We start from the raw sequence: 20,273 nt of genomic DNA, 5'->3' as shown, positions 1-20,273 counted from the left end.
CAAGCCGCCATGTCCGTATCGTCAAGGGCCACCCGCCCGCTGCTTTCCGCGATCCTCTCCGCCGGCCTGGCCACCACTGCTGGCGTGGCCCACGCCGAGGACGCCCAGAAGATGAAAACCGCCGCCGATCCCTTTGCCTGGCTCGAGGACGTGGAAGGCAAGCAGCCGCTGGAGTGGGTGCACGCGCAGAACGCGAAAACCGAAAGCGCCCTCGCATCGACCCCGCAGTTCAAGCAGCTGGATGGCGAGATCCGCGCGGTCCTGGACTCCAACGCCAAGATCCCCGGCGTCGAGAAGATCGGCACCTACTACTACAACTTCTGGAAGGACGCGCAGCACCAGCGCGGCCTGTGGCGCCGCACCACGCTGGCCGAATACCGCAAGGCGCAGCCGCAGTGGGAAACCGTGCTCGACCTCGACGCCCTGAACCAGGCCGAGGGCAAGGAGTGGGTGTGGCACGGCGCGGACTGCCTCAAGCCGGCGTATGAGCGCTGCCTGATCGCGTTGTCGCGCGGCGGCAGCGATGCCGATGTCACCCGCGAGTTCGACCTTGCCACCAAGCAATGGGTCAAGGACGGCTTCTTCCGTCCGGAGGCCAAGGGCAGCCTGTCGTGGATCGACCAGGACACGGTCTACGTGGACACCGACTTCGGTCCGGGCACGATGACCACCTCGGGCTACGCGCGCACCGTGCGTGAGTGGAAGCGCGGTACGCCGATGGCCCAGGCGAAGCTGGTGTACGAAGGTGAGCCGGCAGATCTCGCCGTCGGCGCGTTCCATGACCGCACGCCTGGCTTCGGCCGCGATTTCGTCATCCGCTCGATCGCGTTCTGGAACAACGAATTGTTCCTGCGTGGCGCCGACGGCTCGCTGACGAAGATCGATGCGCCCAATTCCGCCGACAAGGACGTACACAAGGAATGGCTGGTTCTCCAGCTGCGCGAACCCTTCGAGGCCGGCGGCAAGACCTACGCGCCCGGCAGCCTGATCGCCACGAAGTTCGATGACTTCATGGCCGGCAAGCGCGAGTTCACCACGCTGTTCGCGCCGACCGATCGCACCTCGTTGTCCGGCTACTCTTGGACGAAGAACCACCTCATCCTCAATGTGCTGGAAGACGTGAAGAACCGCATCAGCGTGCTGACGCCGGCCCCGCTTTCGGACAGCACGGGCGGCACGGCCGAGTGGAAGCGCGAGCCCTTCGTCGGCGCGCCGACCCTGGGCACCGTTGGCGTTGGCCCCGTCGATGCGGACGAAGGCGACGCGGTGTGGATGACCGCGACCGATTACCTCACGCCGACCACCCTCGCGATCGCGGACCTGCAATCTTCCGACCAGCCTGAAGTGCTGAAGACCAATCCGGTGTTCTTCGACGCCAGCGGCGACGTGGTCGAACAGCACTTCGCCACCAGCAAGGACGGCACCCATGTGCCGTATTTCCTGGTCAAGCCGAAGGACCTCAAGCTCGATGGCAGCACGCCGACCTTGCTGTACGGCTACGGCGGCTTCGAGGTGTCGTTGACCCCGGGCTATTCCGGCGGCGTCGGCAAGGGCTGGCTGGAGAAGGGCGGTGTCTACGTGGTCGCCAACATCCGTGGCGGCGGCGAATACGGTCCGCGCTGGCACCAGGCCGCGCTCAAGGCCAACCGCCACAAGGCCTACGAGGACTTCGCCGCGGTCGCGCAGGACCTGATCGCGAACAAGATCACCTCGAGCAAGCACCTGGGCGTGCAGGGCGGCAGCAATGGCGGCCTGCTCACCGGAAACATGCTGACCCAGTATCCGGAGTTGTTCGGTGCGGTGGTCGTGCAGGTGCCGCTGCTGGACATGAAGCGCTACAGCCACCTGCTGGCCGGCGCGTCGTGGATGGCCGAATACGGTGATCCGGACACCAGCGACTGGGACTTCATCCAGGGCTTCTCGCCGTACCACCTCTTCGACGCCAAGCGTACGTATCCCCCGGTCATCTTCACCACCTCGACCCGCGACGACCGCGTGCATCCGGGCCATGCCCGCAAGATGGCGGCGAAGATGATCGAGGCCGGCAAGGACGTGACCTACTACGAGAACGTCGAAGGCGGCCACGGCGGCGCAGCCAACAACGCGCAGCAGGCGCACATGAACGCGCTGGCCTACACCTTCCTCTGGGAGCGGCTGAAGTAGACCTGGCGCTCGGGCGAGCCTGTAAAGCCAGGCCGCCCGACGTTCCTCGCGCGCGGCGGCGCGTTCAGCAATGCCGCGGGCGAGGTTTCCTGCAGCGCGGCGCTACGGCGCCCGTCTGCCGTTCCGGCCCCAACCTCCCGTTGCGGACCGCCTTCCCGGACCCCATCCATGAAGTCTTCCTTACTGCTGGCCACCTCGCTGCTCATGACCACGATGTCCGCACACGCCGCCGACCTGCCGACTCCGCCCGATGTGGCGAAAAAGCCGCACGTGGTGAAAGCGCCACACGGCGCGACCCGCAATGACGATTACTACTGGCTGCGCGACGACACCCGCAAGAACCCGCAGATGCTGGCGTACCTCGATGCCGAGAACGCCTACGCCGACAAGGTGATGGCACCGCTGCGGCCGTTGCAGGAAAAGGTCTACGAAGAGATCGTCGGCCGCATCAAGCAGGACGACAGCTCGGTGCCGTACCGCGAGCGCGGCTACTGGTACTACACGCGTTTCGAGACCGGCAAGGACTATCCGGTCCATGCGCGCCGCAAGGGCAACATGGACGCGGCCGAGGAAGTGCTGCTGGACGTCAACGCGATGGCCGAAGGCAAGGGGTACTTCAGCGTCGGCGATTACCAGGTGAGCCAGGACAACAACCTGCTGGCCTGGGCCGATGACGATGTCGGCCGCCGCCAGTACACGATCCGCTTCCGCAACCTCGCCACCGGTGAAACCTACGCCGACGAGATCCACGGCGTGGCACCCAACCTGGTGTGGGCGGACGACAGCAAGACGCTGTTCTACATCGAGAACGACCCGGAAACCCTGCTGACCGTGCGGGTGAAGAAGCACGTGCTCGGCACGCCGGCGTCGAGCGACGTGCTGGTGTACGAAGAGCACGACGACAGCTTCTACATGGGCATCGATCGCACCCGCGACGACAAGTTCATCTGCATCGAGATGAGCAGCACGGTGTCCGACGAAGTGCGCTGCACGTCCGCGGCGACGCCGGGCGAGTTTGCCGTGCTCGCCCCGCGCGAGCGCGACGTCGAATACCACGCCGACCACCACGGCGGGCGTTGGGTGATCCGCACCAATGCCCCCGACGCGGACGGCAAGAAGGCGCAGAACTTCAAGCTCGTCACCGCCGCGGATGGCGCTACTGCGCGCAAGGACTGGAAGGACTGGGTCGCGCATGACGACGCGGTGTTCATCGAGGACTTCGAACTGTTCGATGGCTTCACCGCGATCGCCGAACGTTCGCAGGGCCTGGAGCGCGTGCGCATCCTCAAGGCGGACGGCGCATCCGAGTACGTGAAGGCTGATGAATCCGCCTATTCGATGGGCCTGGCGGTCAATTCCGAGCCGGATACCGACTGGCTGCGCTACAGCTACACGTCGATGACCACGCCGGGCACGACCTACGAGCTCAACACGCGTACCGATGAGCGCAAGCTGCTCAAGCGCGACCCGGTCCCCGGCTACGACGCCAGCAAGTACGAGACGCAGCGCCTGTGGGCGACCGCGCGCGACGGAACGAAGATCCCGGTGTCGGTGGTGTACGCGAAGGGCTTCAGGAAGGACGGCACCGCCGCGCTGCTGCAGTACGGCTACGGCAGCTACGGCAATTCCATCGATCCCACCTTCAGCAGCAGCGTGGTCAGCCTGCTCGATCGCGGCATGGTCTACGCCATCGCCCACATCCGTGGCGGCGAGGAGATGGGTCGCGCCTGGTACGAGGACGGCAAGCTGTTCAAGAAGAAGAACACCTTCACCGACTTCATCGATGTCACCGATTTCCTGGTGCAGGAAGGTTACGCAGCCAAGGGCCGTGTCGCCGCGCACGGCGGCAGTGCAGGCGGCCTGCTGATGGGCGCCATCAGCAACATGGCACCGGATCGCTACCGCGTGATCCTGTCGGAAGTGCCGTTCGTCGACGTGGTGACCACAATGCTCGACGCCAGCATTCCGCTGACGACCAACGAATACGACGAGTGGGGCAACCCCGAGAAGAAGGACTACTACGACTACATGCTGTCGTACTCGCCCTACGACAACCTGAAGGCCCAGGCTTACCCGGCGATGTTCGTCGCCACCGGCCTGTGGGATTCGCAGGTGCAGTACTACGAACCCGCCAAGTACGTCGCCCGCCTGCGCGATGTCGATACCTCCGACCGCACCGTCGTGTTCCGCACGAACATGGAGGCCGGCCACGGCGGCAAGTCGGGCCGCTTCCGTCGCCACGAGGAGCGCGCGGAGCTGTACGCCTTCATGCTGGACCAGCTGGGCGTCAGGTAACCCGTCCTGGCGTACGCGCCCTGATGCACCTGCCGACCGCCGCCGGGCGGTTCGGCCGGTCTGGCCGGCGTTTTGCGTTGCCCGCGGCCGTCGAGTCCGCTTGCTAGACTCGGTCGCTTGAGGCCAAGGGGTGGCCCAGGGATAGGGATCGCGTGGTGTCCAGGGGTGGGCGCCCTGCGCGGTCCGTCGACAGGGGAACATATGAGTCGCACGGGGATGATGGCGCAGTTGCTGCGCATTGCGCGTTTGGCGGATCGCTGCGAGCGGACCGGGGAGAACGCGCTTGACGCGATCGGACAGGCCGCGATCGGACAGGAGCGGCTGGGCGACGAAGGCCGACGCCGGCTGATGGTGGGCGCTGCCGCAGGCGCGGCCTCGGTTGCCGCGACCGGCGCGTTCGCCCCTAAGGCGTGGGCGGCGGCCGCGCAGGCGACCCGCACCGTCTACGCGCGCATGACCAAGACCCGCGGCGTCGCCGTCGTAGGCGCGGGCCTGGCCGGATTGAGCTGCGCGATGGAACTGGCGCGCAATGGCGTCAGCGCCAAGGTGTTCGAGGCTGGCAACCGTGCGGGTGGCCGCGTCTCGACGCTGCGCGGTTTCTTCCCGGGCCAGGTGGCCGAGCGCGGCGCCGAGTTCATCGGCGCCTCGCACCAGGTAATGCTCGGCTACGCCCGCGCGTTCAACCTGCCGCTGGAAGAGTTCTCCAGCTTCCCGGGCACGCCGTCCTACCACTTCGGTGGCAGCGCCTACACCGAGGCGCAGGTGGTGGAAGAGTTCCGCGCGTTCGTCGCGTGCATCCGCGCCGACCTCGACACCCTCAGCTACCCCACGGCCGACAACAAGACCGAGGCCGACGCCCTCTACGACTTCATGAGCCTGGACGATTACCTGCTCATGTACGGCGCCAGTGGCCTCCTGCGCAGCCTCATCGGCAGCGCGTATGCGGCCGAGTTCGGTGCCCGCATCGACGAACTCAGCGCGATCAGCTTCCTGCGCTTCGTCTACAACGACCGTCGCAGCAAGTTCGGGCCCTACGGTCCGTTCAGTGGTGACCATTTCCACGTGGTCGACGGCAACGATCGCATCACCACCGCGATGGCCGAACGCCTTCCGGTGCCGGTGCAGCTGGGTCACAAGCTGGTGGCGGCGCGCAAGCTGGCCGGCGGCGCCGTACGCCTGACCTTCGACACCGGCGGTCGCCGCGTACAGAGCGACCATGACGTCGTCGTATTCGCGCTGCCCTTCAGCGTGCTACGCGACGTGAAGCTCGATGCGAGCCTGGGGCTTCCGGCCTGGAAGCGCGTGGCGATCAACAGCTCGACTTCGGGTGACAACAGCAAGCTGATGGTCGGTTTCAAGCAGCCGTACTGGTACCTGCAGCACGAGGCCAACGGCACCGTCTACAGCGACCGCGCCAACCTGCAGAACACCTGGGAAACCAACCCGATCAAGGGCAGCGAGACCCACGCGATCCTGACCCACCATGCCGGCGGCGCACTGGCGCGCACGCTGCAGGCCGGGACCGTGCAATCCGATGCCCGCGCCTTCCTGGGCGACCTGGAACGGGTCCTGCCGGGCGCCAACGCGGCCGCCTCGCGCAACGCCAAGGGCGAGGTGCTGGCCTTCAGCGAGAACTGGTCGACCAATCCGCTCAGCAAGGGCTCCTACAGCACGCCGCGACCGGGCTACTTCACCACCATCGCGCATAACGAAGCCAAGCCGGTGGACAACGTGCTGTTCGCGGGCGAGCACACCAGCAGCTTCTACGAATGGCAGGGGTTCATGGAGGGTGCGGCGCTGTCGGGCCTGCGCGCGGCGAACGAGGCCTGCAACCTGATGTGGGGACGGTGACATCGCGTCCGGCATCGCGAAGTGAACAGGAGGCCCGCGATTCGCGGGCCTTCTGCCGTCCGGGCCCAGCGCGGCGCCAGCTGGGCCGCGTTCCGATGAGCACGCCCCGGAACGGGGACCCGGCACGCGGCGCCCTCACGCGCCCTCGCGCTACACTGGCCGCATGAACCGCACACTCAAAATCGCCTTCATCGCCGCCGTGGTGGCCTGCGTGGCCGGCTGCGGCAACAAGGGTCCGCTGATCCTTCCCAGCCAGGTGCCCGCGGACGAACCCGTGGCCGCGCCGGCCGCTGCGCCCGCCAGCGAGACGCCTGCTACCGAAGCACCCGCCACTGAGACGCCGCCCAGCGAAGCCCCGACGCCGCAGACGCCCACCACGCCACCTGCGCCGGCCGACGGCAACGGGAATGGCTGAAGCGGCGGCATCGCGCAACGCGGCCGTAACCGACGGCGCACGCGTGCTGCGCTTCAGCAAGATGCATGGCGCGGGCAACGACTTCGTCGTCGTTGACCTGCGCGACGGCGCGACCACGCTCGATGCACGGTTGTGTCGCGCGCTCGGCGACCGCCACATGGGTGTCGGCTGCGACCAGATCCTCACCATCGAACCGCCGCGCAGTGCGACAGCGGTGGCGAGCTACCGCATCTGGAATTCCGACGGCTCCCACGCGCGCCAGTGTGGCAACGGCGCGCGCTGCGTCGCGGCGTGGCTGCTGCGCGACGGCACGGCCAGCGGCGATGCCTTCGATGTCGACAGCCCGGTCGATACCCACCACGTCGAGCGCCTGCGCGACGGCGGGTTCCGCATCGCCATGGGCGTGCCGCGTTTCGCGCCGGTCGATGTGCCGCTGCTAGGCTTCGGCGAAGCGCAGGCGCAATACACGCTGGAACATGCCGGCGCCGCCTATGCCTTCGGTGCCGTGTCGATGGGCAATCCCCACGCGGTGATCGAAGTGGACGCTGCCGCCACCGCGCCGGTGGAGACCGTCGGACCGCTCCTGCAGTCGCTGCCGGCGTTCCCCGACAGCGCCAATATCGGTTTCGCCCAGGTCGAGTCGCGCGGCCGCCTGCGCCTGCGCGTGTACGAGCGCGGCGCGGGCGAGACGCTCGCCTGCGGTAGCGGCGCCTGCGCGGCGGCGGTGGTGCTGATGAAGCGCGATCGCGTCGATCGCACGGTGACGGTCGTATTGCCCGGTGGCGAATTGCAGATCGCGTGGCCGCGCGACGACGCCCCGGTGACGATGGCCGGCCCGGCTGCATTCGTATTCGAAGGAGAGTGGTTGGCATGACCGATACCCAGGAAAAGCTCGGCGCCCACGAAATCGCGGCCTGGCTGCGCCGGCATCCGCAGTTCCTCAAGCAGTTTCCCGACCTTGCGCTCAGCCTGGTCGTGCCGCGCGATGAAGGTCCTGCAGCGTCGTTGGCCAGTTACCAGCTCGACGTCCTGCGCGACAAGAACCGCGAACTCAACAAGCGGCTGCAGGACCTGTTCGCCAACGCGCAGGACAACGAACGCCTTGCCGTGCGCACGCACCAGCTCACCCTCGCGTTGATGAAGCAGGCGACGGCAGGCGACACCCTGCGCGCGATGGCGGCGTCACTGGCGGAGGACTTCAACGGCGACCTGGTACGAATCGTGACCTTCGATGCCGTCGCGGGTCTTGAAGCGGCGGACTGGCTGCAGCACATCCCTGCCGACGATGCGCGCCTGCAACCGTTCCGCGATTGCATCGCCAGTGGCGAGCCGCTGTGCGGCCGCCTGCAGCCGGAAAAGCACGCGTTGCTCTACGGCCTGCGCGCGGAGGAGGTGCAGTCGAGCGTGCTGCTGCCCGTCACGGCCCTGGGCCTGGTCGCGGTCGGCAGCCGCGATGCCAATCGTTTCTTCCCCGGCATGGGCACGCTGTTCCTGCGCATGATGGGCGAGGCGCTGGCCGTCGCGTTGCGGCGCTTCGACGACTGATCGTGGCCATCCCCGGTCCAAGCCTGCGCCTTCCCTCGCACTGCGAGGGAGAAAAGGATTGGACACGGGGACGAATCGTCATCCCGCAGGCCGGCGCATGAGCGCGATCGCCGATTACCTCGCTTATCTCGCCGTCGAACGGCAGATGTCGGCGCACACGCTCGATGCCTATCGGCGCGACCTGGATGGGCTCGCGCAATGGGTGCAAGCGACCGCCGCCCACGCCGACGTCGCGGCATTGCAGCCGGATCAGCTGCGCCAGTTCATCGCCGCGGAACACCGCCGCGGCCTCTCGCCGAAATCGCTGCAACGCCGGCTGTCCGCCTGCCGCAGTTTCTACGCCTGGCTGCTGAAGCACGGCCGCATCGCCGCCAACCCCGCCGCCGCGATCCGCGCGCCCAAGGCGCCGCGCAAGCTGCCGCAGGTGCTCGACCCGGACGAGGCCAAGGCGCTGGTGGAAGTCCCCACCGATGCGCCGCTCGGCCTGCGCGATCGTGCACTGCTCGAGCTGTTCTATTCCTCCGGCCTGCGCCTGTCCGAGTTGTGCGCGCTGCGCTGGCGCGACCTGGACCTGACGGATGGGCTGGTCACCGTGCTGGGCAAGGGTCGCAAGCAGCGCAGCGTGCCGCTGGGTTCGCACGCGCGCAACGCCTTGCACGAGTGGCGCGCGTCCACGGGTGCGACCCAGGAATCACCCGTATTTCCCGGCCGCAACGGCCCGATCACGCCGCGTGCGATCCAGCTGCGCGTGCGCCAGCTGGCGCAGCAGCAGGGCCTGTTCAAGCGCGTGCATCCGCACCTGCTGCGGCATTCCTTCGCCAGCCACATCCTGGAATCCTCCGGCGACCTGCGCGGTGTGCAGGAACTGCTCGGCCATGCCGATATAGCCACCACGCAGATCTACACGCACCTGGACTACCAGCACCTGGCGAAGGTGTATGACGCGGCGCATCCGCGGGCGAAGCGGAAGCCGGAAAAGTAGTCGCAGGACGGTCTTGACCCGACATCGATCGAGCCCTCGCTCGAAGGTTTGCGAGAACGCGTTTCCGACGTGTTGCATGCGTGGATGTTCGCCGCTGCAACGTGGGGGTGCGGTGCCCGCGCTCCCGAGGCTGGGCGAGACCCGGACGCCGAAAAATGAAGGGTGCCGCCGCCATGACCTTTGGTCGGGCTTGAACAGCGCCGCCGCGTCCCCAATTCGCTTGGACCCCACGGAGAACCCCATGGATCCCAGCCGCAATCCCGACGTATTCCATGCCACGACCATCGTGTCCGTGCGCCGCGACGGTCACGTCGCCGTCGCCGGCGATGGCCAGGTGACGCTTGGTCATACGGTGATGAAGTCCAACGCGCGCAAGGTGCGCCGCCTCGGTCGCGATGGCCAGGTGCTGGCCGGATTCGCCGGTGCCGCCGCCGATGCCTTCACCTTGTTCGAACTGTTCGAAGCCAAGCTCGACAAGCACGGCCAGCTCACCCGCGCCGCGGTGGAACTGGCAAAGGACTGGCGCACCGAACGCCGCCTCGGAAAGCTCGAGGCGCTGCTGATCGTCGCCGACCGCGAGACCTCGCTGATCATCAGCGGCACGGGCGACGTGATCGAACCTGAGGACGGCATCGTCGCCATCGGCTCGGGTGGTTCCTACGCGCTCGCGGCGGCCCGCGCACTGGCTGCGCACACGCAGCTGGATGCGAAGACCATCGCCACGGAAGCGCTGAACATCGCTGGCGACATCTGCATCTACACCAACCGCAACATCGTGGTCGAAGAGCTCTGACCCCGGCACCCGCTCACCCTGAGCCCTTCGACTGCGCTCAGGACAAGCTGCGCGCCGAAGGCGCGAAGTCGAAGGCCTGCGGCATTCCTGATCCGACCAACAACGTCCTTCGACTTTGTCGCTTCGCGGCTACGCTCAGGACGAACGGAATCGAAACATCATGAAGAAGATGAACACCACGTCCGCCACCATGACTCCGCGCGAGATCGTGCAGGAGCTCGACCGCCACATCGTCGGCCAGCACGCGGCCAAGCGCGCCGTCGCCATCGCCCTGCGCAATCGCTGGCGCCGCATGCAGCTCGAACCGGAGCTGCGCGACGAGGTGATGCCCAAGAACATCCTGATGATCGGCCCGACCGGCGTGGGCAAGACCGAGATCGCGCGACGCCTGGCCACACTGGCCAATGCGCCGTTCGTGAAGGTCGAAGCCACGCGTTTCACCGAAGTCGGTTACGTCGGCAAGGACGTCGAGCAGATCGTGCGCGACCTCGCCGACACCGCGGTGAAAATGTACCGCGAGCAGGCCAAGCAGCGCGTGCGTACCAAGGCCGAGGAAAACGCGGAGGACCGCATCCTCGATGCACTGCTGCCGCGCCGCGCGACGGCGACACCGATGTTCGGTTTCCAGGGCGATGCCCAGACCAGCCTGGAGGAGGCCACGCCACAGACCGAGGCCGACGACAGGACCCGCGGCAAGCTGCGCAGACAACTGCGCGCCGGCGAGCTGGACGAGCGCGAGGTCGAACTCGACTTCGCCGCGAACGTCGGCGTCGACATCATGGCGCCCCCGGGCATGGAAGAAATGGGCCAGCAGCTGCGGCAGATGTTCTCGCAGGTCGCCGGTGCCAAGACCCACAAGCGCAAGGTGACGATCAAGGCCGCCCGCGTGCAGCTGATCGAAGAAGAGGCCGCCAAACTCGTGAACGAGGACGACGTGCGCGACGCGGCGATCGAAGCCTGCGAACAGCACGGCATCGTCTTCATCGACGAGATCGACAAGGTCGCCAAGCGCGGCAACGCCGGCGCGACCGGCGGCGATGTCAGCCGCGAAGGCGTGCAGCGCGACCTGCTGCCGCTGGTCGAAGGCTCCACCGTCAGCACCAAGTACGGGTCGGTTAAAACCGACCACATCCTGTTCATCGCATCGGGCGCGTTCCACCTGGCCAAGCCCAGCGACCTGATCCCCGAGCTGCAGGGTCGCTTCCCGATCCGCGTGGAGCTGGGCGCACTGAGCAAGGATGATTTCGTGCGCATCCTCACCGAGCCCAAGGCGGCGCTGACCACGCAGTACATCGAACTGCTGCGCACCGAGGGCGTGACGCTGTCCTTCACCGCCGATGCGGTCGATCGCCTCGCGGCCATCGCCGCGCAGGTCAACGAGCGCCAGGAAAACATCGGCGCACGTCGCCTGCACACGGTGCTCGAGCGCCTGCTCGACGTGCTCAGCTTCGAGGCCCCCGACCGCGACGGCTCGTCGGTGACGATCGACAGCACGTACGTCGACGCGCACCTGGGCGAGCTGGTGCAGGATCCGGACCTGAGCCGGTACATCCTGTAACCGGACCGGTATCGCGCATAAAAAAGGCCCCGCATCGCGGGGCCTTCTGTTTTGGCGGCCGTGATTCAGCGCAACACCGGACTCGCCGTCATCGCCGCATGGCGCGCCGTGACCTGCTGGACTTCCTGTACGGCCGCGATATCCACCGCGCGCAGGGATTCCTGCAATGGCGGCGGCGTGGCAGCGAGATCGACCTTGGTCCAGAAGCCGGGCGTCTTTCCCACTACCCACGCATTCCCATCGTGCACGGCTACCTTGTCGAGCTGTTGCTCGTCGCGGATGCCGCACTCTCGCGTCCTGGCCAGTGCGTGTGCAGTCATCTCCGCGGAGGTGCCGGGCGGCAGCTGTCGCTGGATCGCGTCATACAGTCGACGGTCTGCGTGGTCCCGCGGAAAGTCCGGGGTAACCGCTACCGGCAAGACGGGACTGACGTGCTGATGGCTATTGATGGTGTGCTGGAAGATGCGCGCCACCGGCGGCTGGGCGCTGCTGTCGAAGTAGCGCTGCTGCCCCGTGTTGCCTGGCCCCAGGTCGATTCCCTTTTCTTCGAGCAGCTTCTCGGACAGGCGCAGTCGCGCCATGTCGAGTGTCATCTGCGGTGATGCGGCTCCCGCATGGGGCGGGTTGACGACGCGTTCCACCTGCGCGATGTACCCAACCGACGAGGCCCCGTAATAGTTCACATAGTCCGCGTTGCCACGTGGCCCCAATCCGCCTGGTTGTCGCGGCGGCTTGTCGAAGTAGTTCTTGCCCATCCCCTCGATATTGGCCGCGGTGCTGGCAAGCGTCAGGTCGGGGGCGAGCGTCAGGTTGGGCTTGATGGCGTAGGTGTAGGGAGGACCATTGGGGCTCCGGTCGATGAAGTCCTCCATCCGGCGGGGCTGGAACTGGTAGATATCAGCGAGCGTCGGGTTCGGGTTCTGACTTCGGACGGCGCCGGCCACGGCGTTCCAGCCGGCGATTTGCGCGCGGGCCTCGTCGTCGCGATTGGCGGCCAGCTTCCTCTGCAGGGCCGTCGTGTAGTCATGTACGGGCGCGTGGCCCGACGCGACTTGCGACACGTCCTGTGCAAACCGGCTTGATGCGGTGGCAGCGCGGCTGGCATTGAGTCCGTGCTGCAACTCATGGCCGAGAACGAACGTCATCTCCCCGACGCTGGGTGGTGTCGTGAGCCTGGACAGCGGCAGCCGCATTTCCCTGACGGCGGGATCGTACTCGCCGCCGGCGTTGGGATTGGTCAGGGCAACGATGTTGGTCAGGCGCCCATGGGCGACGCCTGAATTGACCTGGTCGATCAACGCAGGACTGGCATTGATGATGGACTGAAGGTTGTGGAACTGATCAGGCGTGACCCCGGGCTGTTGCGAGAACCGGGTCAGTAGCGCCTGGGATCCGGCGCTGAGGCTTGGCATATCGTCATCCTTTTCGATTACCAGACAAGAACCATCTTCACGCAGCTGCGACCGCTGCCTTTTTCTTCCGACCAGGTGTGCTCGCCTTCCGGATAGGCCTCCACCCGCATGCCGGGGCGATTGAACTCATGGCTGGCAAGACGCCCGTGCTCGGCGTGGTAGGGCGTAGAGACGAAACCGGCCGCCTGCAATGCCGAGGAAAATGCAGCGAAATCGACGTCGCAAATCGATGTCATGGCAGGCGAGGTGCCGGGTGCACTGTTGAAGCTGAAGTCGAAGCGCGGTTGGCCCGTCGATGTCGTCTCATTCATCTCCATGCCGTACCACCAGTCCGGCGTCAGTTGTTCGCCGAAGCCCCAATGGCCGGGCCCGATTGTCTTGAACGGAACGCCCATCGCATCGCTCAGGTGCTTGGCGGTGAAGTCCCTGACCGATCGGGTGGAACGGAGCAGATCGACCAGACGCAACAGGGCCCGGTCGGCGGCCAGTTGGGGGTGCGGAACAGGAGTGGCGGTTTCCGTCTTCATGTTGGAGTGCTCCGGGGCAGGGCGATGGTCCGGCGATACATGCGTACACGCCGACAATGCAACGCTGCCGAGTACGGGAAGCAGCAGGGAGACGAGTTTCGGAATCGTATTTCTCATGCGCACGGAGCCTATTCCCCGCACCTGAGATAGCGCTCCACCTGTTCGCCTTCTGGCTGCACGATCAGCGCGCCACCATCGAGCGAAATTGTCTGGATCACCTTCGCAAACTGGGTGCCGAGATAGTTCTCCTCGGACTCGATGGTCCATGCACTTGCCCCGACGGACTTGACCTCCAGCGGGCGCAAGGCGACTTCATAGCCGGTCAGCAGATTCGCCGTAATCCTGATCCTGCCTTCGCCATCGGGTGATTGGCACACGTCAGGCGAAACGGCCCAGAGTCCAAACAATGCCTGCGGAAAGGGAATGGTTGGCTCGTCGAATGGTGCAGCCTGGACCTGGGCGGTTGCAGGCGTACTGGCTTGATCGTGAGGGCCGGCGGCCTCCGCTCGGGTAGACCCACTGGCAACGGGGCGATTCTGAACCGGGTGATCCTGCGAGCAGGCACTGAATGCCAATGCAGACAGGGCGATCAAGACAAGCCTGGGCGTGCCAAGGGCCGGTGAAACACGAAAATGCATGATGGATGCTCCTTATCCGTTTTGTGTTGAAACTGCCAGCAACAGGAGCAGGCCGAACCGGCCTGCTCCTGTTGCACTCGATCAGGCCGAAGCCGGTTCCGGCGCATCCTTCGGCGCGCTGCGCACGAAGCGCTTGCCCAGCAGCTTGCGCAGGGCGTCGGCACCTTCGCCGTCGTCGTCCTGCACCGATGCATAGACCTCCAGTGCGCCGGACATGGCATCGCTGCCATGCGCGACCACCGCGTTGTGCACCTGCTCAAGCAGTTGGGTCAACTGCAGCTCCAGCGCGTGCAGGCGCTTGCGCGAGTCCACGTCGCGCTGCAGCTCGTCGAAATCGAAACCGCGGCGCAGCAGGTCCAGGTTCTGCTTCGCCACCTCGACCGCCTTGTCGACGAAGGCGACCGAACCGTCGCCCATGCGCACCGCGCGTTGGCGCTGGTCGCCGGTGGTGACCGACAGCGCGTCCTTCACTTCCTGCTGCAGCGTGCCGAGCGCCAGGCCGATGGCGTTCCACTTCTCCGCGCTGACGTGGCGGTTCCCGTAGTTCTGAGTCATGTGTCCTGCCTATTCCGTTTGGATGTTGCATTCCATGGCCGACGCCTCATGCGTCGGCCCGCGGACTCTAAACAAGGATCCGTGCCGCGCGCCAGAGCGGGCGCCGCCCACCTGGCATCGCCGCAAGCGCCCCGGGCGTAAGGCGAGCCTTGGCCCGCCAGTCCCCGCCACCCCAACGCCGGTCACCGCGCCCGCGCGAAATCCCTCCCCGCCAGGCCACCCTCTGCCGAGACCCGCCGGAGCATCTCGCCAGACCCTGCGAACCCTCTGCCTTCCACCTGCGCGCATCTGCCCAGACCCAGCCGGCGTCTCGCCAGACCCGGCCAGCATCTGCCCAGACCTGCGCAGTCTCTCGCCAGACCCGGCCAGCCTCTGCCCAGACCCGGCGCGCCCCTCGCCAGACCGTGCCAGCCTCTCGTCAGCCCTGCGCAGCATCTGGCGAGATGCCTTCGACCATCTGGCCAGACCCTGGCCGACCCGCGGGAGATGTTTGCAAGCGCAAGCGAGAGGGGAGCGGCATCTGGCGAGATGCGCCGCGGTGTCCCGGCGCCCGTAGGGCGGTCTTGGCCCGCCTGATGGCTGACTGATCCGAAGGGGCGGTGCATGGCGTCTCAGGCCCAGCGACGCTATGCGGTTATCCAGCAAGGCACCACGCCACTGGAGCACACCGCCTTGAACATCACCGTCACCATCCACACCGAGACCCGCCAGCTCGCCGATGCCAGCCCGGACTGGATCATCCAGCAGATCAACGGCCGTCGCCGCGAGGGTCTCCTGGTCTGCGTGCGGGTCAGCATCGGCACGCCCGACCTGCACATGGCCCTGGCCACGCCCACCTGCAGTTCCGGCTCCGGCGGACGCCCGCCCACGCCACGCGAACGGGCGGTACTCGAGCTGTGGCACAAGCACGGTCTGGACGAACACGACTACCAGGCGGCGCACGTCGTCGCGTTCATCAAGCAATTGCCGCACTTCCTGTGACGCTGTGCCTGCCGCGTCCCCTGACCGGTAGATCCTCTGACGCATTGGCGTGGCGGCAACGAGTGCCGAGCGTTGCTGCACTCCCTACAGCGCCGTCAGGATCGACGCCCAGTCACGCTGCTTTGGCATGACGAAGTGGAATTTTTCTCCGGCACGTCGTGCCCACAAGTCGCCGATGTGCCGTTTCTCGACTTGGTCCTTGTCGTCGTACAGGTGTGCGCCCTTGTATTCGATGACGAGGGCGTGGCCACTTTCCATCCTCACCAGGAAGTCCGGGTAGAAGCGATGCTTCGAGGTCGGCAACGAGAACGCGCCGGGCTTGCGCTCCACGTTGCGGACCCAGTCCTTCACGCCCTTCAGTTCGTTGGCGATGAAATTCGCACATTCGAATTCTTCGCCCTGCGACTTGAGGTTGCCGATCTGGGGGAAGAAGTGCTTCGGCAAGTTCACGTAGCCGTTGTACTGCCAATCCCACGCGTAGCGACCGGACGAGTAAACACATTGCAGGCGTTCGTCGGCACTCAATCGCTCCTCGTCCTGTAGCAGGGAAAGGAAGCGCTGTTTGTGCCCCGTCGCGCGCGCCGCGCCGATGCGTGCGGCCAGCACGTCACGCAGTCGCGCCTTGCGGTAGGCAAGCTCGTCCATTGCGAAACCGCGCGTATCCAGCAGGTGGCGCAGTGCGCCCGACAGCCATGCCGCGATCTCGTCCGGATCGATGTCCGCGCCGATCAGGCGCTGCTCCAGCCACCACAGCAGGTCGGCTTCGCTCGCCGACTCGCGCACGCCGAACAGGCCCATCTGCACCTGCAGCCGTTCCAGCGAATCGAGCTTCAGCTTGCCGGCATCGGTCATCCCCAAGCGCTTGCGCTGCAATTCCTCAAACTGGCGCGGGAAGGCGATTTCGTCCAGCAGCGCGTCGACGTCCGCCAAGGCCAAGGTGCCTTCCAGAGCCGGTGCGTCGTCCAGGTTGCCCAGCCAGTCGCCCTGTTTCCATGCCAGCAAGGGCAGGGCGAAACTGTCGCCCTTCTCGGAAGGCGTTTTCTCGGGCGGTTCGGCAGGCGAGAGCAATCGCGCGAAGGCGTTCTCGATCGCCTGCACCGCAGCCTCGGACGGCATCGCGGCCTTCAGCGCTTTCTGTTCGGCGGGCGACCACTCTCCGCGCAAGGTCAGGCTGCCGGTTTCCGGTGAAACATCCAGCTTGTTTTCGATGCGCTTGCGCACCGCATCCGGCGCCTGGCTGAAGTCTGGCAACTGCAGCACCCGGTCTTCGCTGACCGGCAACTCGATGCTGACGCTCTGCTGGCTGCGCAGCAGGTCGCCTTCCTTCGGGTCGGGCGTGTGGATCAGGTCCTTGACGTCCTGCCGTTCGAAGCCGGCATGCACCAGGCCGTCGCGCAGCGTGTTGGCCACGGCGAGGATGTTGGTGGAGACGGCGAAGGCGTAGGCCCGGTTCAATTCTTCGTGCTGCTTGCGCGTCACGTTCGGCATGCGCAGCACGCGGCCGAGGATCTGCTCCAGCGCGGTCTGCGTGCTGCTGCCGCGGAAGCTCAGCAACACATAGGCTTCCGGCCAGTCCCAGCCTTCGCGCAGCTTGTCGGCGGTTATGACGAAGCGCAGCTTGGCCGGGTCGATGCCATCGAGTTCGTCCACGCCGGTGGCGGAGCGCGCGATCTGTTCGACGGGAGTGTTGAAGTCGTCCAGCAAGGCCTGACGGACCTTGTCGACCGTCATCGCATCCGGGTTGTCCTTCTGCTGGCGCTCGGCCTGCAACAACATGATCGGACGCAGCGCTTCGCCGGTTGCTTGTTTCTCCGCATCTGCCGTTGCCTGCAGGCGGTCCAGGCAGGCGATGGCCTCGCGAAGCGCGATGCGCCAGTCGCCGTGCGCAGCCATGTCCACCGGCAGCTTGATCATGTGCGCGCCCTGAAGCGTGGACGCTGACACCGAATACAGCACGTTGGATGGCTGGTTAAGGCGATCCGGCGTGGCGGTCAGTTCCAGCACTGCGCACGGGTCCAGCCGTGCCAGCGTGTCGAAGGCCAGTTCGGTGCCCTGGTTATGCGCTTCGTCGACGATCACGAAGGGCCGGCGCAGCTTCAGCGCCTCCACCAGTGACCAGCCTGGCTGTTCGACGCCGCGGAAGTGTTCCATCAGCGCGCCGTTCGGCTTGTACACGGCGAGCCTTGCAGTGTCTTCCTGCTTGAACGCCTGCATGGTGGCGACGACTATCGTGTCCTGGCTGTCGAACACCGAGGGTGGCGTGGACAGGGCTTCGTCGATGTCGAGCACGGCGACGTTGCCAAGCTCGGCGCGCAATTCGTCATGGAGCAATTCGCCCGGCGTGCGCAGCACCCGCAACGTCTGCGTGCGAATGGCGTCGCTGGGCACCAGCCACAGGGTCAGGCTCGTTCCAGCTGGCAGCAGGCTGCGCTTGAAGCGGGCGATGGCATGGCCGCCGATCAGGGTCTTGCCGCCGCCAGTGGGGATGCGCAAGCAGACCACGGGCACGTCGGCCTCCGCCAACGCTGTCGGTGCGTGGTACGGGATCTTCAGCTTGAAGTGCTGCTGCGTGCACTGCTCGTAGGCGTCGCGGCTGGCGTTGCGCGTGCCGGGCGTGGCTTCGTTCGCGGCCTTGTAGGCAAGCAGGAAACCCTCGTAGGCATCAAGCACCTGTTCCTGATACTTCTTCAGCAGGCTCATGGCTTCACCCGCAGGTCGTAGGGCAGGTGCTTGAAGCGGATGCCGAGTTTGCGCAGGCGTTCCTCGCCGATGGCGCAACGGGCGGCATAGACCACGCGCGGGCCTTGGTGCGGTGCCAGTTGTTCCAGCAACGGCGTGGTGAGGACGTTGCCGCCGTCGATGGAGCGATCCTTGAGGATGCCGTTGTAGAGCAGGTATACGGCGCGGCCTTCGTGCACGCCGAGCAGGGGGCTGCCGGTATCGGCCTTGCGCTTGCTGGCACGTTGCGGCGGCAGACCCATGCCGGTTTCCATGAACCAGGCGAAGTTGGCCAGTTCGGCGAAGCGCACATCCTTGTCGATGTGGCCGCGCGAGTCGAACAAGGACTTGCCGAGTTTGCAGAACTGGAAGCCGCCGCCGAGTCCTTCGACCATTTCGCCTTTTGCGTTACTGTAGCCGCTAGCGACGCGTTTGACGCGCTCGGCGGTGACGTTCTCCACGATGCCTTCGTCCATCTCGACGAGAATGAAGCGGCGGTTGCCGCCATCTTCGAAGTTCTGTTTCAGCACTGCATGACCAGTGGTTCCTGAACCAGCGAATGAATCCATGATCAGGTCGCCATCTGATGTCGAGGAGCGGATCAGATAGCGGATAAGTGCTGAAGGTTTTGGGTAGTCGAAAGGCGAGCTCTCCAGGTCGGAGAAGACCTCACGCAGTTCATCAGTCGCATCTTCATTTGTTCCGACTCCGTCGTCTGGCACTAGCAAGGAAGAAGGGGCTTTGAACTTGCTGGATTGATCATGCCTCGCGACATTGATGCGGAAGTCCTTGCTGAGCACGAAGATGCTGCCTGCACCAAGCTCTTCGTCAACGAGGTCTTGTCCCCAACGCCAGCGCCCTTCCACTGAGAATGGCGTGGTTACGACGCCATTTTCCACGTGGATGTCGTCGACAAGATTGACGGCCAATTCGCCCTTGTCTTCGGCCTTCACGCCTCGCGGGACGAGGCTGTCTCCGAAACCCTTCCCGACCCTGATCTTTCCGGCCGGAAAGCGAAGTGTGCTTTTGTTGTTTGCGCGATTGAGGAGCGGAACCATCTTTTCCGCGTAGGCAGGAGCGCCGTACAGCTCAACTTTGGACGTCCCGCCGCGATAGGCAACGATGTATTCCGTGACCTTTCGGAACTCCTTGCTTAGGTTGCTGCCTTTCTTCTTTCTTTGCCAGGTGAAGATCGCAAGGCGACGCTGCCGCCCGAACACTTCATCCATGAGAGTCAGGAGATGATTGACTTCAACATCATCGATGCTGACGAAGATAACGCCGTCGTCGCGAAGGAACTGCTTCAGCAGCACCAAGCGCGGATACATCATGCAAAGCCAGCGATCATGGCGATCCAGCGTCTCGCCTTCCTTGCCGACGACTTCGCCCAGCCAGCGGCGGATCTCCGGACTGTTGACGTTGTCGTTGTAGACCCAGGCCTCGTTGCCCGTGTTGTACGGCGGATCGATATAGATGCACTTCACCTGCCCCGCGTAGCGCGGCAATAGCGCCTTGAGCGCAAGCAGGTTGTCGCCCTGGACGATCAGGTTCCCGCTGTTGTCCGCGTTGCAGGAAAGCCCGGGCACCGGTTCCAGCAGCCGGTATGGCACGTCCTGGTGGTGTTTCACCACCGCGGACTTCCCGATCCAGTTCAGTACCGGCACTAGCGCAGTCCCGTCCGCGGGGACGCCTGCTGGCGGCCACTGGCGACGATTTCCGGCAATGGGTCGAGCAGGAGCTTGGGCATGGACCCGGCGGATGCGCGCAATGAGCCCCAATGAAAGCAAAACTTTCATCAAAGTGAAAGTAAAACTTCCTTTGCGCCCGCGACAGGCACCTA

General features: G+C 65.6%; 16 protein-coding genes. 10 read left to right on the top strand and 6 right to left on the bottom strand.

Translation table 11 applies throughout. The annotated features are described in order from the left end of the window. The first annotated feature begins 9 nt into the window (after window positions 1-9). The 9 genes from ACYVD7_RS13865 (at window position 10) to hslU (ending at window position 11,602) form a co-directional block, all read left to right on the top strand. Window positions 10-2,163, top strand: coding sequence for a prolyl oligopeptidase family serine peptidase (locus tag ACYVD7_RS13865; RefSeq protein WP_460764381.1), 2,154 nt, complete (start codon window positions 10-12; stop codon window positions 2,161-2,163). A gap of 168 nt (window positions 2,164-2,331) precedes the next feature. Beyond that, window positions 2,332-4,458: a S9 family peptidase gene (locus ACYVD7_RS13860; RefSeq protein WP_460764379.1), complete on the top strand. Its 2,127-nt coding sequence runs from the start codon at window positions 2,332-2,334 to the stop codon at window positions 4,456-4,458. A 201-nt stretch (window positions 4,459-4,659) separates the two neighbouring features. Beyond that, window positions 4,660-6,309 carry a flavin monoamine oxidase family protein gene (locus ACYVD7_RS13855; RefSeq protein ID WP_460764377.1) on the top strand — a complete coding sequence of 550 codons (1,650 nt, stop codon included), beginning with the start codon at window positions 4,660-4,662 and terminating at the stop codon, window positions 6,307-6,309. 163 nt (window positions 6,310-6,472) lie between these two features. Next, on the top strand, window positions 6,473-6,724 hold the full coding sequence (gene lptM, locus ACYVD7_RS13850; RefSeq protein ID WP_460764375.1) for an LPS translocon maturation chaperone LptM: 252 nt from the start codon (window positions 6,473-6,475) through the stop codon (window positions 6,722-6,724). Next, the gene (gene dapF, locus ACYVD7_RS13845) at window positions 6,717-7,598 is read left to right on the top strand and encodes a diaminopimelate epimerase (RefSeq protein WP_460764373.1); all 882 of its coding nucleotides are present in this window, start codon (window positions 6,717-6,719) and stop codon (window positions 7,596-7,598) included. The genes lptM and dapF overlap by 8 nt, the downstream gene beginning before the upstream one ends. Continuing rightward, window positions 7,595-8,269, top strand: a complete 675-nt coding sequence (locus ACYVD7_RS13840; protein ID WP_460764371.1) for a DUF484 family protein — start codon at window positions 7,595-7,597, stop codon at window positions 8,267-8,269. Before dapF ends, ACYVD7_RS13840 begins: the two co-directional genes overlap by 4 nt. A 97-nt stretch (window positions 8,270-8,366) precedes the next feature. Then, window positions 8,367-9,251: a tyrosine recombinase XerC gene (xerC, locus tag ACYVD7_RS13835; protein ID WP_460764369.1), complete on the top strand. Its 885-nt coding sequence runs from the start codon at window positions 8,367-8,369 to the stop codon at window positions 9,249-9,251. A gap of 241 nt (window positions 9,252-9,492) precedes the next feature. Then, the gene (hslV, locus tag ACYVD7_RS13830; protein WP_460764367.1) at window positions 9,493-10,044 is read left to right on the top strand and encodes an ATP-dependent protease subunit HslV; all 552 of its coding nucleotides are present in this window, start codon (window positions 9,493-9,495) and stop codon (window positions 10,042-10,044) included. Window positions 10,045-10,213: 169 nt separating this feature from the next. After that, window positions 10,214-11,602 carry an ATP-dependent protease ATPase subunit HslU gene (gene hslU, locus ACYVD7_RS13825; protein ID WP_460764543.1) on the top strand — a complete coding sequence of 463 codons (1,389 nt, stop codon included), beginning with the start codon at window positions 10,214-10,216 and terminating at the stop codon, window positions 11,600-11,602. 65 nt (window positions 11,603-11,667) lie between these two features. Here the strand turns inward: hslU and ACYVD7_RS13820 are convergent, their stop codons facing one another. The 4 genes from ACYVD7_RS13820 to ACYVD7_RS13805 form a co-directional block, all read right to left on the bottom strand. Further along, a complete protein-coding gene (locus tag ACYVD7_RS13820; protein ID WP_460764365.1) occupies window positions 11,668-12,900 on the bottom strand; it encodes an XVIPCD domain-containing protein in 1,233 nt (410 codons plus the stop codon). A gap of 131 nt (window positions 12,901-13,031) precedes the next feature. Next, window positions 13,032-13,541, bottom strand: a complete 510-nt coding sequence (locus ACYVD7_RS13815; protein ID WP_460764363.1) for a hypothetical protein — start codon at window positions 13,539-13,541, stop codon at window positions 13,032-13,034. A 128-nt stretch (window positions 13,542-13,669) separates the two neighbouring features. Next, window positions 13,670-14,179, bottom strand: a complete 510-nt coding sequence (locus ACYVD7_RS13810; RefSeq protein ID WP_460764361.1) for a hypothetical protein — start codon at window positions 14,177-14,179, stop codon at window positions 13,670-13,672. 81 nt (window positions 14,180-14,260) lie between these two features. Further along, window positions 14,261-14,734 carry a hypothetical protein gene (locus tag ACYVD7_RS13805; RefSeq protein WP_460764359.1) on the bottom strand — a complete coding sequence of 158 codons (474 nt, stop codon included), beginning with the start codon at window positions 14,732-14,734 and terminating at the stop codon, window positions 14,261-14,263. 603 nt (window positions 14,735-15,337) lie between these two features. Between ACYVD7_RS13805 and ACYVD7_RS13800 the strand changes: the two genes are divergently transcribed. Next, on the top strand, window positions 15,338-15,715 hold the full coding sequence (locus ACYVD7_RS13800; protein ID WP_460764357.1) for a hypothetical protein: 378 nt from the start codon (window positions 15,338-15,340) through the stop codon (window positions 15,713-15,715). An 84-nt stretch (window positions 15,716-15,799) separates the two neighbouring features. Here ACYVD7_RS13800 and ACYVD7_RS13795 read toward each other — a convergent pair whose 3' ends face one another. After that, window positions 15,800-18,415 (bottom strand): DEAD/DEAH box helicase, encoded by a 2,616-nt coding sequence (locus ACYVD7_RS13795; protein ID WP_460764355.1) that lies wholly within the window; start codon window positions 18,413-18,415, stop codon window positions 15,800-15,802. After that, the gene (locus tag ACYVD7_RS13790; protein ID WP_460764353.1) at window positions 18,412-20,229 is read right to left on the bottom strand and encodes a site-specific DNA-methyltransferase; all 1,818 of its coding nucleotides are present in this window, start codon (window positions 20,227-20,229) and stop codon (window positions 18,412-18,414) included. Before ACYVD7_RS13790 ends, ACYVD7_RS13795 begins: the two co-directional genes overlap by 4 nt. Window positions 20,230-20,273: the final 44 nt, after the last annotated feature.

This window comes from Lysobacter fragariae, from assembly GCF_054779775.1.
This window is presented reverse-complemented; position numbering and strand designations above follow the sequence as displayed.

What these genes read in the sequence shown, in the direction of transcription:
- ACYVD7_RS13865 (WP_460764381.1), top strand. Translation starts at nt 10, where the DNA reads ATGTCCGTATCGTCAAGGGCCACCCGCCCGCTGCTTTCCGCGATCCTC.
- ACYVD7_RS13860 (WP_460764379.1), top strand. Translation starts at nt 2,332, where the DNA reads ATGAAGTCTTCCTTACTGCTGGCCACCTCGCTGCTCATGACCACGATG.
- ACYVD7_RS13855 (WP_460764377.1), top strand. Translation starts at nt 4,660, where the DNA reads ATGAGTCGCACGGGGATGATGGCGCAGTTGCTGCGCATTGCGCGTTTG.
- lptM (WP_460764375.1), top strand. Translation starts at nt 6,473, where the DNA reads ATGAACCGCACACTCAAAATCGCCTTCATCGCCGCCGTGGTGGCCTGC.
- dapF (WP_460764373.1), top strand. Translation starts at nt 6,717, where the DNA reads ATGGCTGAAGCGGCGGCATCGCGCAACGCGGCCGTAACCGACGGCGCA.
- ACYVD7_RS13840 (WP_460764371.1), top strand. Translation starts at nt 7,595, where the DNA reads ATGACCGATACCCAGGAAAAGCTCGGCGCCCACGAAATCGCGGCCTGG.
- xerC (WP_460764369.1), top strand. Translation starts at nt 8,367, where the DNA reads ATGAGCGCGATCGCCGATTACCTCGCTTATCTCGCCGTCGAACGGCAG.
- hslV (WP_460764367.1), top strand. Translation starts at nt 9,493, where the DNA reads ATGGATCCCAGCCGCAATCCCGACGTATTCCATGCCACGACCATCGTG.
- hslU (WP_460764543.1), top strand. Translation starts at nt 10,214, where the DNA reads ATGAACACCACGTCCGCCACCATGACTCCGCGCGAGATCGTGCAGGAG.
- ACYVD7_RS13815 (WP_460764363.1), bottom strand. Translation starts at nt 13,541, where the DNA reads ATGAAGACGGAAACCGCCACTCCTGTTCCGCACCCCCAACTGGCCGCC.
- ACYVD7_RS13810 (WP_460764361.1), bottom strand. Translation starts at nt 14,179, where the DNA reads ATGCATTTTCGTGTTTCACCGGCCCTTGGCACGCCCAGGCTTGTCTTG.
- ACYVD7_RS13805 (WP_460764359.1), bottom strand. Translation starts at nt 14,734, where the DNA reads ATGACTCAGAACTACGGGAACCGCCACGTCAGCGCGGAGAAGTGGAAC.
- ACYVD7_RS13800 (WP_460764357.1), top strand. Translation starts at nt 15,338, where the DNA reads ATGGCGTCTCAGGCCCAGCGACGCTATGCGGTTATCCAGCAAGGCACC.
- ACYVD7_RS13795 (WP_460764355.1), bottom strand. Translation starts at nt 18,415, where the DNA reads ATGAGCCTGCTGAAGAAGTATCAGGAACAGGTGCTTGATGCCTACGAG.
- ACYVD7_RS13790 (WP_460764353.1), bottom strand. Translation starts at nt 20,229, where the DNA reads ATGAAAGTTTTGCTTTCATTGGGGCTCATTGCGCGCATCCGCCGGGTC.